This window comes from Salinactinospora qingdaonensis (assembly GCF_039539445.1).
Taxonomy (GTDB): Bacteria; Actinomycetota; Actinomycetes; order Streptosporangiales; family Streptosporangiaceae; genus Salinactinospora; species Salinactinospora qingdaonensis.
Window position 1 is genome coordinate 185,745 of the sequence record NZ_BAABDD010000006.1, and the last position, 13,775, is coordinate 199,519.

The following is a 13,775-nucleotide window of genomic DNA, read 5'->3' on the forward strand; positions in this document are numbered from 1 at the left end:
ACAACCGGTGGACAGGGGTTTGGCGTTCCCGGCGGTCGCGCGCGTGTGCCGGTAAGAGCCGGCGGGGACGCCGGCGGGGGTCACCGCGCCCGGTGCACCATGGCATAGTTGCCGGTCGGGGGGAGCTTACGATGATCTCAACGGATACGCTTTTCCGGCCTCGTTAATCTCTCCGCTGTGGTCGGCCCGCTCCCACCGGCGCCAACTGCGGGGATACCCAGGAGCGACTATGCGCGTCCTCATCCTTACCCATGGCACGCGGGGCGACGTACAGCCCTTCGCCGCGCTGGCCCGTGCCTTGGATACCGCCGGGCACAGCGTTGTACTCGGCGCGCCGGCCCGATCGGCGGATCTCGCGGCCGACTACGGGCTCGACTTCACCGCCCTCGACGACGGGCCGAACCACCTGTTAGCGGAGCCCGATATCCGCGCCATGGTCGAAAACGGGTTCCGGGGGGTCCGCGGCAAGCTCGCGGTGCCGCGCATCCTGGTACGGATCAGGCCACTTATCGACCGGGTACTGGCCGACATGGTGCGGGTGGCCGAGTCGTCTGGCGCCGACGTGATCGTCCACTCCCCCACCATGCCGGCCCAGCATGTGGCGGAGTGGCTGGGGGTGCCCGCCGTGCCCGCCGTGCTCCAGCCCACGTGGGTGCCGACCCGAGCTTTTCCCTGCCCGGTGCTGCCGCTGGGGTGGGTGCCCTCGGCGTTGAATCGGGCCACCTACCTGCCCGTGCGGCTACTGCATCTGTCCATGGCCGGTGTCATCGACAAGTGGCGCCGCACAACCCTGGGGCTGGGGCGCCGCCGCGGCCGGCACGATTTCCTGCGCCGTTCCGACGGTGACCCGGCGACGGTGTTGCAGGCGTTCAGCCGGCACCTGCTGCCGCTGCCGTTGGACTGGCCCGAGCACGTGCACATCACGGGGTACTGGTTCCTCAGCGCCACCGAGTGGCGCCCGCCACAGCGGCTCAGCGACTTTCTGGCCGCCGGCCCGCCACCGGTCTATATCGGTTTCGGCAGCATGGCCGGCGGTGATCCGCAGCGCACGGGGCGCGCCGTGGTGGAGGCCGCGCGGCGGGCGGGCAAGCGCGCGGTGCTGGTGGCCGGATGGGGCGGGGTCGCCCCTGACGACTTGGACGACGACGTACTGCTGCTCGAACAGGCGCCGCACGATTGGCTGTTCCCGCGCTGTTCGGCGATCGTCCACCACGGCGGCGCCGGCACCACCGCGGCGGCGCTCGCTGCGGGCCGCCCTCAGGTGGTGTGTCCGTTCGCCGCTGACCAGCCGTTTTGGGCACGGCGTGCGCACGCGGTGGGGGTTGCCCCCGCGCCGCAGCCGCAGCATCAGCTCACCACCGAAGGGCTCGCCGCGGCGATCGGCCGCGCCGTCACCGATTCGGACATGGCCCGGCGGGCGGCCGACCTTGGGGCGCGGGTGCGCGCCGAAGAGGGAGCCGCGACAGCCGTACAGATGTTGGAGCAGGTCCACGCGGGCCAGCCGAGGGGGTGAGGCCTCCGCGCCGGCGGCGTGCCGGCGGGATCGGCCGGACTTAGGGAGTCTCGGCCACGTAGGGGGCTGGGTCGGCGACACCGACGTCGGCGAATCCCTTGAGCCGCGGCCGGCAGGCGCCACAGGCGCCGCAGGCGCGCCCCTCGGGATCGGGGTCGTAGCAACTGATGGTCAGGGCATAGTCGATGTCTAGCCGCATACCGGTGCGGATGATGTCGGCGTCGGACATGTGGATCAGCGGGGAGTGCAGCCGGATTCGGCGACCGCCGCTGACTCCGGTCTTGGTTCCGAGGTTGGCCATCGCCTCGTAGGCGTCCAGGTACTCGGGGCGGTGATCGGGAGAGCCGCTGTAGTCACCGGCGTTAACGCCGGTGAAGATGTCGGTCGCGCCAGTGACCTCGGCGTAGGCGAGGGCAAAGGATAGAAAGATCGTGTTGCGGGCGGGCACGTAGTCCACCGAGAACTCGTTGCCGCCGCCCTCGTCCAGGCTGGCGCCCTTGGGGACCTCGATATCGTCGGTCAGCGCGGAGCCGCCGAAGACGCGCAGGTCAATGGTGCTTGTGATGTGGTTCTCAACCGCCAGTTCGCGGGCGACGCGCCGGGCGGCCGTGAGTTCGACGGCGTTGCGTTGGCCGTAGTCGAAGCTGAGCGCGTAGGGCGTGAACCCCTGCTCCTTGGCCAGCGCGAGGGCGGTGGTGGAGTCGAGTCCGCCGCTGAGCAGCACAATCGCTGGTCGTCCCATGTCTTTCCCCCTGTTCGCTCATGCGGCTTTCGTTGTTGGAAGCCGTGGTGATCGGTGTCTGCTGATTCGCCCCCCGGGAGTGGTGCGCTGACCGCGACGCGGCTAGGGCCGGCGCCGCTGCTGAGGTGGCCGCGACCATGGCCACACCCCCGGGGTAGGTCGGTGGGAACGCTGTGCGGTTCGGTGTCCTGCTGGGAGGAGTCACCGAGGAGGGTTCCTTGGGCTCCCGGGACGATGGCGCGCGAAGACTGCGAACACCGGCCGGGAGTTGTGGGACCACACGCCCTCCATTTCGCCGCTGGACTCCTTCAGGCATTGGAAACCGGGGCGTTTTCTGCTGGGCGTTCCAGTGGATACGCCACGCCGACCATTCAACCCCCCAGGCACAACATTACAGAAACAGCAAGTGATGAAAAACAACCAGGAGGAACCAAAACACGGCACCCCGACGACAGCCCTGAACAGCAAAAAGAACATCCCACCCGAAAAACCCATACCCCACGCCAGCAGCATCGGACAAAACCAACAAAAGGCGATCATGCAAATCATGACCGGAATAAGATAATTTAATCCACCAAAGCTTCGCGCCTTTCTCCCGCAATCCACTAGGAGAACCACAAAAAGGTCAGATGCGGCTTCGGGCGGAAAATGATGGCGGAACGACGCACGCCGACGTTACGGACGGATCGGCGGTACGATCCATCCCTACCGAAAGCGAAGACGGCGCGGGAAACGGCTCTCGGAGGCCAGCCGAGGGAGGCGTCATCAGCACGGATTGGCATCTTTTTTGACGCTCTCCCCCGCCCCGGACGCGCGTGCGCGCCGGGAACCGACAACGGGTAAGCGCGCGAGCACGCAGGTGAGAACGCTGACTACCGTTACGCCACCCCTGCTATCGCGGGCACGCGGGGTCGTCGGACCGGCACACAGCGCGCGTTCCGCTATGGCGCGAGTGCCGCATTGACGGGTAAAACGGGCAGCATGTCCGCCACGCACGACCACACCGCAGCATGGACGCGGCTCGACGTCTCCGAGGGGCTGGGGCTGGGAGCGCTGATCGCCGAGACGGCGGGCTTCCGGCTGGAGGGCAGCGAAGTCGTGGCCGACCGCCAGGAACGCTACTCCAGCCGCTTCACCGTCGTCACCGATCTGGCGTGGAAGACCCGGCAGGCGCGGGTGGAGACTGTCTCCGCGCGCGGCGCGCACGCCATCGAACTCGTCAACAAGGGACGCTACTGGACCGTTGACGGCAAACGAGAGCCCGCTTTGGACGGGTGCATCGACGTGGATGTGGCGGCGACACCGCTGACGAACACGCTGCCGATCCGGCGGCTGGGGCTGGACCCGGGCCAGCGCCACGAGGTGGGGGTCGCCTGGATCGACGTTCCCAGCCTGACCGTGCGGCGGATGCGGCAGGGCTACACCCGACTGGTCCCCCGCGGCGGGATGGACCGCTACGAGTACCGCGACCCGGCCTTCGGGAGGTTTGAACTGACTGTGGACAGCGACGGCTTCGTCATCGACTACGAGGACTTCGCACGGCGCGTACGGTAACGCCGCACCACACCCAGATGATGCCCCAGCGCAAGCGGTTCTGTTCCCGAGGCGGCTCACGGGCTAAAGGGCGACACGAGTGTGTCTCTTCAACACCTCTGACACAGATATGGGGTAGATGTGGGGTGCATGAAACCGTACAGCGTCGCTTACGACCGCCGGGGAAGCGGTAGCCCACTGGTGCTGCTGCATGGACTAGGGCACCGCAGAGAGGCATGGCGACCGGTGGTGGGGGCGCTGGCCGAGCACCACGACGTCGTCAACGTCGACCTGCCCGGGTTCGGGGGCTCCCGCACCCCCGCCCCAGGGGTTCGGCTCGACATCCCCACACTCGTGGACGTGGTGACCTCGCTGTGCGCCTCCCTAGGGCTGGAACGGCCTCACGTGGCCGGCAACTCGCTGGGCGGCGCGCTCGCGCTGGAGCTGGGCGCACGAGGCGCGACAGCCTCGGTCACCGTGTTCTCCCCCGTGGGGTTCAGTACGCCCCTGGAGCGAGCCGCGCCGCGGCTGCTGCTGCGCGGCGCCGGCGTAGCGGGGCGGGTGCCGCCGCACGTGCGGGCGGCGGTGGCCGACAGCCAACCCGCCCGGGCGCTGGCCAAACGGGTGCTGCGCGGCGGTTCCAGCGACGGTTCCGGCGACACGCCGCGTTTCGACGCCGACGCGCTGGAGGCGGGGTCGGCGTTCGTACGGTTGGCCCCGGAAGTGCTCGACTACGAATTTCCCGCTGTCGACGTGCCGTGCCCGGTGACGATCGGCTGGGGCGAGCGCGACCGGGTCTTGCCGGCGCGCGCCGCCCGCCGCGCACTGGAGCGCATCCCCCACGCCCGTCACGTGAGCCTGCCCAACTGCGGTCACACGCCAATGGCCGAGGCGCCCGAGGAGGTCGCAGCGGCGATCCTGCGCACCTGCGGCTCGCTACCGGAGCCGCACCCGGCCCCGACAGAGCAGCCAGAGCCGGGGGAGGACGGCTCCCCGTCCGCCGCGCGGTGAGACACCCGCTGTCGCCCGCTTCACGACTGTGACCCACGGCGGCGCCCCCAAGCGCCCACCACAGGCCCCGTCGCGAAGCCACCCGTAGGCCTCGCCACGCGAATCCGACGCACCCGTGATATCCGGGCCTCGGAGCGGCGGCTCTACCAGCACGACGCCGCGCGGTCGAGGCCGAACAGGCGGAGGAGGCCGAGGAGGACGTCTTCGCCGAACTGGAACAGGCCCAGTCACGGATCGAGCGCACAAAGCGCGAGCCGTAACGGTCAGGACAGCCGCGGCCGCCTCCCAAAATTCTCCCAAAACCGGGGTTCTCCCCCTCCGGACGAGGGGAGAACCACACCGTCTTCCCTGGTCAGTCCCAGTCGAGGCCGCCGCCGGTCCGGTACTCGATGACGCGTGTCTCGAAGAAGTTCTTCTCCTTCTTGAGGTCCATCATCTCCGACATCCACGGGAAGGGGTTGTCGGTGACGCCGAAGATCGGGGCGAGTCCGATCTGCTCGGCACGGCGATCGGTGATGAAGCGCATGTACTGCTCACACAGCTCAGCGTTGAGCCCGAGGATGCCGCGCGGCATGGTCTCGCGACCGTAGGCGACCTCCAGCTCGCATGCCTCGGTGAGCATGGTGCGGACCTCGCGCTGGAACTCCTCGCTCCACAGGTGCGGGTTCTCGATCTTGATCTGGTTGACGACGTCGATGCCGAAGTTGAGGTGGATGGACTCGTCGCGCAGGATGTACTGGTACTGCTCAGCGATACCCACCATCTTGTTACGCCGCCCCAGCGACAGGACCTGCGCGAACCCGGTGTAGAACCACATGCCCTCAAAGACCACGTAGAAGGCGATGAGGTCGCGCAGGAACGCCTGGTCGGCCTCGGGCGTGCCGGTGACGAAGTCGGGGTCCTCCAGATTTTGGGTGTAGCGCAGCGCCCAGGTGTCCTTCTCGGTGATGGAGGGGATCTCCCGGTACATGTTGAACAGCTCGCCTTCGTCAAGGCCCAGACTCTCGCAGATGTACTGGAACGTGTGGGTGTGGACGGCTTCCTCGAAGGCTTGGCGCAGCAGGTACTGGCGGCACTCGGGGTTGGTGAGGTGGCGGTAGACGGCCAGCACGATGTTGTTGGCCACCAGCGACTCGGCCGTGGCGAAGAACCCCAGGTTGCGTTTGAGCATGAGCCGCTCATCGTCGGTGAGGCCGTCGGGAGACTTCCACAGCGCGATGTCGGCCTGCATGGCGACTTCGGTGGGCATCCAGTGGTTGTTACAGCCGGCAAGGTACTTCTCCCAAGCCCAGCGGTACTTCAACGGCAAGAGCTGATTCACGTCGGCGCGGGCGTTGATCATGGCCTTGTCGCCGACGTCGACGCGGGCGGCGTCGCGCTGGATCGCGCCCAGTCCGGTGGTGTCGGGACTGGCGGCGGGGTGCTGGCGGGCGGTCTCGGTCACGCTGGCTCGGGTCCTTGTCTCGTCGAGTGGGCGGTTACGAAGGTGCGCGGGCCGGGCGGGGCCTACTGGCAGGCTTCACAGTCGGGGTCGTCGATGGCGCACCTGGCCCCGTCCTCGACCGGGGTAGTGGTGGCGGTCGCCGCGTGACCGGTCTCGGGGGGCGCGCCGGGACGGTCGGCGGGCACGGCCGGCGGGGTGGCCGAGACGGCGTTGAGCCGGCCGTCGGTGCCGCGGAGCGTGCTCTTCTCTACGTGCGTGGCGCTTTGTGAACGCAGGTAGTAGGTGGTTTTCAGGCCGGCACGCCAGGCACGGCGGTACAGCGCGTCGAGCTTGCGGCCACTGGGCGCGGCCATGTACAGGTTCAGCGATTGGGCCTGGTCGAGCCATTTCTGGCGCCGCGCGGCGGCGTCGACGAGCCAGGCGGGGTCGATCTCGAAGGCGGTGGCGTAGAGCTCGCGCACATCGGCGGGGACCCGCTCGATCGCGCCGAGGCTGCCGTCGTGGCGCTTGAGCTGTTCGACCATGTCGGCGTCCCACAGCCCGCGTTCTTTGAGGTCGTGGGCGAGGTAGGGGTTGATCACCGTGAAGTCGCCGGACATGTTCGACTTGACGTAGAGGTTGCGGTAGATCGGTTCGATCGACTGGCTCACGCCGGTGATGTTGGCGATGGTGGCGGTGGGCGCGATCGCCATGACGTTGGAGTTGCGCATGCCGGTGGTGCGCACCTTCTGGCGTAGCCCCTCCCAGTCGAGGCGGGCGCTGGTGTCGATGTCGACGTCGCCGCTGCCGCGCGCGTCGGCAAGCAGCCCCAGGGAGTCGATGGGCAACACGCCGCGGCTCCACAGCGAACCCTCGAACGTCGCGTAGCGGCCCCGCTCGGCGGCGAGGTCGGCCGAGGCTTCGATGGCGTGGTAGGAGAGCAGCTCTGTGCTCTCATCAGCGAAGGCCACGGCCTCCGGCGAGGTCACGGGGCGGCGCAGCGTGAACAGCGCGTCCTGGTAGCCCATGAGGCCCAACCCCACGGGGCGGTGGCGCAGGTTGGCGCGCTCGGCCTCGGGGATGGTGTAGAAGTTCACGTCGATCACGTTGTCGAGCATGCGCACGGCGGTGCGCACTGTGCGGCGCAGCTTGGCGGTGTCCAGCCCGTCGGCGTCGATGTGGGCGGCCAGGTTGACCGAGCCCAGGTTGCACACGGCGACCTCGTCGGCGCTGGTGTTGAGCGTGATCTCGGTACACAGGTTGGAGGAGTGGACCACGCCGGTGTGGCGCTGCGGCGAGCGCAGGTTGCAGGGGTCTTTGAACGTGATCCAGGGGTGGCCGGTCTCGAACAGCAGGGTGAGCATGCGCCGCCACAGCTCTACGGCGCGCACCCGCCGCCAGACTTTGATACGGCCTTCGTCGGCGGCGCGCTCGTAGGCCATGTAGCGCGCAGCGAACTCGGCGCCGTAGCAGTCGTGCAGGTCGGGGACCTCGTCGGGGGAGAACAGTGTCCACTCGGCGTCGGCCTCGACGCGCTGGAGGAACAGGTCGGGCACCCAGTTGGCGGTGTTCATGTCGTGGGTGCGGCGCCGGTCGTCGCCGGTGTTTTTGCGCAGGTCGAGGAATTCCTCGACGTCGATGTGCCAGGTTTCCAGGTAGGCGCAGACCGCGCCCTTGCGGCGCCCGCCCTGGTTGACGGCCACGGCGGTGTCGTTGGCGATCTTAAGAAATGGCACGACGCCTTGACTCTTGCCGTTGGTGCCTTTGATGTGGGCGCCCATGCCGCGTACCGGTGTCCAGTCGTTGCCCAGGCCACCGGAGTACTTCGACAGCAGCGCGTTGTTGGAGACGCTGTGGAAGATGCCGTGCAGGTCGTCGCTGACGGTGGTGAGGAAACACGAGGAGAGCTGTGGGCGCGGGGTGCCGGCGTTGAACAGGGTGGGCGTGGAGCACATGAAGTCGAACGACGACAACAGCTCGTAGAACTCGATGGCGCGGGCCTCACGGTCGTCTTCGCGCAGCGCCAGCCCCATAGCCACCCGCATGAAGAACGCCTGCGGCAGCTCGTAGCGGGTTCCGTCGCTGTGCAGGAAGTAGCGGTCGTAGAGGGTCTGCATGCCCAGGAGGGTGAAGTTGCGGTCACGCTCGGGGCGCAGCGCCGCGCCGATGCGGTCGAGGTCGAAGGTGGCCAGCTCTGGGGAGAGCTGTTCCAGCTCGATGCCGCGGGCGACGTAGTCGGCGAAGTAGGCGGGGTAGCGGCGGGCCATCTCGGCGTGCCCGGCCTCGTCGAAGCCGCCGGCGAGGAAGGTGAGGGCTTCGCGGCGTAGCCGGTCTAGCAGTAGCCGGGCGCTGACGTAGGAGTAGCCGGGCTCGGCCTCCACGAAGGTGCGCGCCGCCATGATCAGGGCCAGTTCCAGTTCGTCGGGGCTGATACCGGGGTAGAGGGTGCGGTGGGCCTCGGCGATGACGGTCTCGGCGGACACGCCCGCGACGCCGGCGCAGGACTCCTCGATCACCCAGCGGGCCCGCTCCATAAGGTCGGCGGGCGAGGCGGACGGTGTGGCCGGTCGCGGTGTCGGGGCGATCTCGGTATCGAGGGTCAAGGTGGCTCCAACCAAAAGTGACGACAACCGTTGGGTTGCGCGGCTGGAGCACACACGGATACGGCGGGACGCGGCGCGCTGCGCGCCGGCATGGTGGTCTTCCCGACGGTTGCGGCGGCCCAAACCTCGAAGCCCCGTTCCGTGCGCGTCCAGGCGCGCACACTGGCGGCAGGTCTTCGGACTCGTGGGCCGGCTCGGGTGCGCGTGGACACCCCGCGTGCTCGCCTACTGGCCGTCGCTTCCCGGACGCCGTGGCGCCAGTGCGTGATGACGGCGGTCGTTCCCACTCACCGCTGCGGGTCAGCTCCGGATTCGCACCGGATTCCCTCTTGCCTCACCTGGGATCTCGCTCAGGTGAACCACCAGCAGCAGCGATACTACATGTTGTGCTGCCCAATACAGAACGACCCAAGATAGGGGTATGTCACTCTCACCCGAAACACGACCCCCAAAGAACGACAAGCCCGACATTTCACCTCGCTGACACACCGGCGATCCGCCACACTGCCGTAGCCGGTGCCCCGTGGCGACGCGCGTGCCCGTTTCCAGTGTTCATCACGGCCCCCTTCGCCGCTTCCGTGCGCCTGGGGCGCTTTGTGCGCGGCCTGGGGTGGGGTTTCTCAACTGGGGCGCATGTTTGCCCCCATGCCACACCGTCAGGGCCAGCACCGGTTGGTTTAGAAGGCGTTCCATGTCCAGGGGCGGGCGATGTCGCCGCGCAGGCAGGCGATCCGGTGGCGGGTCTCGTGTGCGGCGCTGTCGCTGGCGGCGGCTTTGCCCAGCACGAAGCACACCCAGCGCAGTTCCTGGATGTCGGCGAGAACCCGAAACGCGGGCCTGGCGGTCACGTCGTAGCCGCCGTAGGCGGCGACGAAGTCACGGTAATCACCGGCGCTCAACCGGGCGAAGTCGACACGGTCCACGGCCACAGGGATCAGATCCCACTCCCACGGGCCGCGGCAGACGTGCTCGAAGTCGAGCAGCACCGGTGGCGCCCCTTGGGCAACGGCGACGTTGCCCTGCCACGCATCACCGTGAATGACCCCTTCAGCGGCGTCGAGGGGAAGTCGGCGGAGGTGGCCGCGCAACTGGTCGGCGCGCTCGGCCAGCCATGCCCGATCCTCCTCGGCGAGGTGAGTCGCTGCAACGATGCGCTCCTCGATACCGGCCAAAGGGTCGAACCGCGGGAGTTCGAGCCACTCGGGCGGGGCGAGCGCATGCAGCGCCCCAAGGACGGCCCCGAGTTCCCCCGTCGTTGCCGCCCGGTGCTCCGGCAGCAGCTCCCACCAGGTCACCGGCCGAGAACCCACCATGGTCGGCTGCGCCACGCCGTCGAGTGCACGCACCACAGGCAGCCCCGAGGCCGCCAGCCAACGGGCAACCTCGACCTGGCGTACGGCGCCGGCCTGGGTCTCCTCCGGCCCGATCCAGACGACGACACTGGCAGGCAGCCGATACATCACATTGGAGCCGTCCCGGATCACCGCCGCACCCGCAGCGTCGAGACCGGCCAGGCGCGCCGCGATGGCGAGGATGTCGTCTGTCGTCGCCACAGAGGGCGTCACGGTACCGACCGTACTGGCGGCCTCAGCTGCTCGGAAGCCGCAGGCTGGTGATCTCGTGGCAGAGGTCGGCGACGTCGCCGATGTGGGTGTGCGCCGTAGCGGCCCGCGTCAAGCCGTGAAGTTCGGTCACCAGTCGCTTTGACCGCAGCGCCGCAGTGTCGCGGGTGGCTTGGCGGCCGATGGGCACCGCTTCCCGCGCATATCCGGTACTCATGTTCAGTGAGGCGAGTCGGATTCGGGAGAAGGTGCGTGAGCGGGGATAGTCCGCCGATTGCAGCCGGATGGCCGCTTCCAGGCGCTCGCTGGCTAATTCCGGTTTGTTGTTGGCGTGGGCGATCGGGATCAGCGCCTTTCCGGTGCTGCCCTGGTGTTCTGCGGCGTCGTAGTAGCACAGCCAAGGCGGGTCAGCCTCTGGTGTCCGCTCGGCGAAGTGGGCGTCAGCGCGATCGACATCGGCTCGGGCTTCGGTGTGCCTTCCGGTGAGTGCGAGGAGGCGGGCTCGGATGGTCCATAGCATCGCCTGCGCGGTCGCGGTGAGCCGGTCGGCGCGCACGTGGGCGAACTCGATCAGCGAAAGCGCGTCATCGACGTTTTCCAGGTAGGCGGCCTTGCGCGCCATTTCCGCGAGCGTGTTCGCCCGCAGTTCCCAGGAGCCGGCTTCGTCGGCGCACCAGAGCGCGAACGTGAAGCAGCGGTCGGCCGCTGTGTGGTTGGCGATGTCGAAAGCCGAGAACGCGACTACGCTTTATGCGCTGGAGACCTACACCGACCAGCAGTCGAGTCCGGCGTTTCGCGCCGAGTTCCTCCGCACCCTGGAACGATCTCGACGAAATCCGCTGGTGGATGGCACCCTCACACGGCATCGTGCACATCCGAGTTCCCTGCCCTGAATGCGGCTGGGCGGAGAAGCGTGCCGACCGAACTAAGCTCGTCCACCTCGACGAAGACGGCGCCCGCTTCGCCGCGGTCTGCCTCGACCACGGACCGTACGAGATCGACGTCGACCCCGAGAACGACGCCTACATCGACTTGGCCACCCTGTACCGCAATCTGGTCAAAGAACGTTTGCTCGTGCGCGGCGACACCACGTTACGTGTCATGCTCAAGGGCGGCGACTGGGCGTTCGGCTCCCAGCTCGTCGATGGCGCCCTCGGCGTTTTGGACACACCCGGAGCACGGATGCCGCTGCGCATCTTCACACCGCAGGTACTCGCGCCCACGGGAGTGAAGCTGTCCAAATCCCTGCTGCGCGACAAAGGCACGGATGCGTTGCCTAGCGACGTCGAACCGTGGATGCTCGATACGACCCAATGGCCGGGAAACACCGACCACTACGTTGACGCGCTGTTGTGGCTCGTCGGCGAACTGCTCACCGATCCGAAGCATTTCTTCCGAAGCTTCACCGTCAAGGAACTAGGCCGACTGATGAACTCCCGACCCGCCGACCTCGGCCAGCGCCCCCGCGCACACGAGATGGGCATCTACAAGAGGTATTTCGACCTGATCGCTTCAGGCCAGAAGACGACCGAGATCAGGGTCAACGACTCCTCGCGCAAGCGATTGAAGGAGGGGGATCTTCTCCGGTTCAAGTGCCGCGATGAGGAAGTGCTCACCCGGATCACGCGGCTCGCCCGCTATGCGGACTTCGACGAGATGTTCGAGCGCGAACTGATCTCCTCGGTCAACCCCACCGCCTCGAAGACCGACCAACTGCGCAACATCCGGGAGATCTACCCACCCGAACGTGAGGCCCTGGGCGTGGTCGCGATCGGCATCGAACTCGTCACCCCCTAGCCGCATACAACGAAGCCACAAGCATCGGGCTCGTCAGTGGCGCGCTGAACGACTCCTACGACGACCTCCAAGCAGATGTAGAGCCGCCGCAAGGAATCGAACCGACTGCGCGCCGCGCGGGGGCGACCTGGCTCGGCTGTTTTCTCCACGAGCTCTGTGGCCGAGATCCGCGAGAAACACAGCATGCCGCCCTCAGGTGGTGTCGGAGCCGGGTATCGATCGGGTTCTCATGGGAGTCACCGGGAAGAATCTCCGCGAGACCATCGTGTTCCTCCTGGGCAAGCCGGAGTAGATTTCGCGATCGCCCCTCGAAACCCGGCGACGAGGGCTCTCCCGAATGTGATGCTTGTCGGGCCTAGATGAGTATCCAGTTCCCGTCAGCCCAGTAAGCTCTCCCACCATGCCGAAGTGGAATACCAAGGCACCAGTGGTGTTGACCGAGCTGTGAAGAAGATCGGATTCCTGTCTTTCGGCCACTGGACACCGTCGCCGCGCTCCCAGGTGCGCTCAGCCTCCGACGCCCTGCTGCAATCGATCGAGTTGGCCGTCGCCGCCGAAGAGGTCGGCGCTGACGGCGCCTACTTCCGGGTGCACCACTTCGCCCGGCAGTTGGCCTCACCGTTTCCGCTACTGGCCGCGGTGGGGGCGCGGACCAGCCGCATCGAGATCGGCACGGGCGTGATCGACATGCGCTACGAGAACCCGCTCTACATGGCAGAGGACGCCGGGTCCGCTGACCTGATCGCCGGCGGGCGCTTGCAGCTCGGGATCAGCCGCGGCGCCCCGGAACAGGTCATCAAGGGGTATGAGTACTTCGGGCACCGTCCGGCGGAAGGGACCACGGACGCCGACATGGCCCGAGAGCACACCGCGACGCTGCTCGACGTCCTCAAAGGCGAGGGATTCGCCGAACCCAACCCGCAGCCGATGTTTCCCAACCCGCCCGGGCTGCTGCGGATCGAGCCGCACTCTCCCGGGCTGCGCGACCGGATCTGGTGGGGCGCCGGCACCCGCGCCACCGCGACATGGGCCGGCGAGCAGGGGATGAACCTGATGAGCTCGACCCTGCTCACCGAGGACACCGGGGTGCCGTTCCACCAGTTGCAGGCGGAACAGATCCAGCTCTTCCAGGAGGCATGGCAGGCCGCCGGCCACGCCCGCGAGCCCCGCGTCTCGGTGAGCCGCAGCATCTTCCCAATAGTGAGCGAGTTGGATCACCAGTTGTTCGGCCGGGAGACGGCCAGCACCGACAAGGTGGGCTATCTGGACGAGGGGCTGGCCCGGTTCGGTAAGACCTACGCCGCCGAACCGGACAAGCTCGCCCGGGACCTGGCGCAGGACGAGGCCGTCGCCGCCGCGGACACGCTCCTGCTCACCGTGCCCAACCAGCTAGGCGTGGACTACAACGCACATGTGCTCGACAGCCTGCTGCGCTATGTCGCCCCGGAGCTCGGGTGGCGCTGACCCCGCCGGCGATCGTCCCAGGTTCGTGGCTGCGTCCCGGTGGGCCGGTTTCGCAACTGCGCCCCGGAACGGTTTGTCCGCACGGTTCAACCCAACTGAACCGGTGAACCTGCCTCAGGTATCCCGA

10 protein-coding genes and 1 riboswitch are annotated in these 13,775 nt (G+C 67.7%); of the genes, 5 read left to right on the forward strand and 5 right to left on the reverse strand.

The window, feature by feature from the left end:
* Positions 1 to 229 precede the first annotated feature (229 nt).
* A complete protein-coding gene (locus ABD848_RS08800) occupies positions 230 to 1,513 on the forward strand; it encodes a glycosyltransferase (protein ID WP_344969461.1) in 1,284 nt (427 codons plus the stop codon).
* A gap of 40 nt (positions 1,514 to 1,553) precedes the next feature.
* Here ABD848_RS08800 and queC read toward each other — a convergent pair whose 3' ends face one another.
* Complete coding sequence (gene queC, locus ABD848_RS08805; protein ID WP_344969463.1) at positions 1,554 to 2,255, reverse strand: 7-cyano-7-deazaguanine synthase QueC; 702 nt, start codon at positions 2,253 to 2,255, stop codon at positions 1,554 to 1,556.
* A gap of 981 nt (positions 2,256 to 3,236) precedes the next feature.
* Between queC and ABD848_RS08810 the strand changes: the two genes are divergently transcribed.
* The gene (locus tag ABD848_RS08810) at positions 3,237 to 3,809 is read left to right on the forward strand and encodes a putative glycolipid-binding domain-containing protein (protein ID WP_344969465.1); all 573 of its coding nucleotides are present in this window, start codon (positions 3,237 to 3,239) and stop codon (positions 3,807 to 3,809) included.
* Between the two features lie 129 nt (positions 3,810 to 3,938).
* Positions 3,939 to 4,799, forward strand: a complete 861-nt coding sequence (locus tag ABD848_RS08815) for an alpha/beta fold hydrolase (protein WP_344969468.1) — start codon at positions 3,939 to 3,941, stop codon at positions 4,797 to 4,799.
* A gap of 352 nt (positions 4,800 to 5,151) precedes the next feature.
* Here the strand turns inward: ABD848_RS08815 and ABD848_RS08820 are convergent, their stop codons facing one another.
* The 4 genes from ABD848_RS08820 to ABD848_RS08835 all read right to left on the reverse strand — a co-directional run bounded on the left by ABD848_RS08820 (position 5,152) and on the right by ABD848_RS08835 (position 11,009).
* On the reverse strand, positions 5,152 to 6,243 hold the full coding sequence (locus ABD848_RS08820; protein WP_344969471.1) for a ribonucleotide-diphosphate reductase subunit beta: 1,092 nt from the start codon (positions 6,241 to 6,243) through the stop codon (positions 5,152 to 5,154).
* Positions 6,244 to 6,305: 62 nt separating this feature from the next.
* Positions 6,306 to 8,825, reverse strand: coding sequence for a ribonucleoside-diphosphate reductase subunit alpha (locus ABD848_RS08825; protein ID WP_425567474.1), 2,520 nt, complete (start codon positions 8,823 to 8,825; stop codon positions 6,306 to 6,308).
* Between the two features lie 150 nt (positions 8,826 to 8,975).
* Positions 8,976 to 9,204, reverse strand: a riboswitch (cobalamin riboswitch).
* A gap of 298 nt (positions 9,205 to 9,502) precedes the next feature.
* Positions 9,503 to 10,378, reverse strand: a complete 876-nt coding sequence (locus ABD848_RS08830; protein ID WP_344969474.1) for a phosphotransferase enzyme family protein — start codon at positions 10,376 to 10,378, stop codon at positions 9,503 to 9,505.
* 34 nt (positions 10,379 to 10,412) lie between these two features.
* Positions 10,413 to 11,009 carry a hypothetical protein gene (locus tag ABD848_RS08835; protein WP_344969476.1) on the reverse strand — a complete coding sequence of 199 codons (597 nt, stop codon included), beginning with the start codon at positions 11,007 to 11,009 and terminating at the stop codon, positions 10,413 to 10,415.
* A gap of 224 nt (positions 11,010 to 11,233) precedes the next feature.
* On the opposite strand from ABD848_RS08835, the gene ABD848_RS08840 reads away from it, so the two are divergent.
* Entirely contained in the window at positions 11,234 to 12,184 is a 951-nt protein-coding gene (locus ABD848_RS08840; RefSeq protein ID WP_344969479.1) for an ASCH domain-containing protein, read from the forward strand.
* A 444-nt stretch (positions 12,185 to 12,628) separates the two neighbouring features.
* Positions 12,629 to 13,648, forward strand: coding sequence for an LLM class flavin-dependent oxidoreductase (locus ABD848_RS08845; RefSeq protein ID WP_344969482.1), 1,020 nt, complete (start codon positions 12,629 to 12,631; stop codon positions 13,646 to 13,648).
* Positions 13,649 to 13,775 lie beyond the last annotated feature (127 nt).

Excerpts from the sequence above, each read along its gene's own strand:
- ABD848_RS08800 (WP_344969461.1), top strand. The coding sequence starts at position 230 with ATGCGCGTCCTCATCCTTACCCATGGCACGCGGGGCGACGTACAGCCC.
- ABD848_RS08810 (WP_344969465.1), top strand. The coding sequence starts at position 3,237 with ATGTCCGCCACGCACGACCACACCGCAGCATGGACGCGGCTCGACGTC.
- queC (WP_344969463.1), bottom strand. The coding sequence starts at position 2,255 with ATGGGACGACCAGCGATTGTGCTGCTCAGCGGCGGACTCGACTCCACC.
- ABD848_RS08835 (WP_344969476.1), bottom strand. The coding sequence starts at position 11,009 with ATGGCGCGCAAGGCCGCCTACCTGGAAAACGTCGATGACGCGCTTTCG.
- ABD848_RS08840 (WP_344969479.1), top strand. The coding sequence starts at position 11,234 with ATGGCACCCTCACACGGCATCGTGCACATCCGAGTTCCCTGCCCTGAA.
- ABD848_RS08815 (WP_344969468.1), top strand. The coding sequence starts at position 3,939 with ATGAAACCGTACAGCGTCGCTTACGACCGCCGGGGAAGCGGTAGCCCA.